This window comes from Seonamhaeicola marinus (genome assembly GCF_008085455.1).
The window spans coordinates 1-364 of record NZ_VSDQ01000485.1; the positions used below are offsets into that span (position 1 = coordinate 1).

Here is a 364-nt window from a genome sequence, read left to right on the forward strand (position 1 = left end):
CATCCCTGTTTCTTTCATTGCCTGAGCAACTTCTAATCTTGTAAATTGTGCCATTTTTTTAATGTTTATTTGTTTATTTATTTAACTGTTGAATTGTTTACACAAATCAATAATTAAACGTTTAAACATTTTATAATTATCTAGCAACACGCCCTGAAGCGTCACCACCCATTAATTTTTCTACTTCAGATACTGTTACTAAGTTAGCATCACCTTTAATTGTGTGTTTTAAACAAGAAGCTGCTACTGCAAAATCTAATGCGTTTTGATCATCTTCTGGGTATTTTAATAATCCGTAGATTAAACCACCCATAAATGAATCTCCACCACCTACTCTATCAACAATATCTGTAATTTGGTATTG

At 31.3% G+C, this 364-nt stretch carries 1 protein-coding gene; it reads right to left on the reverse strand.

What is annotated here, in order from left to right; translation table 11 throughout:
* Positions 1 to 136: 136 nt before the first annotated feature.
* A partial coding sequence (locus FUA24_RS07855; RefSeq protein WP_246146991.1) for a PfkB family carbohydrate kinase occupies positions 137 to 364 on the reverse strand: 228 nt, incomplete at its 5' end.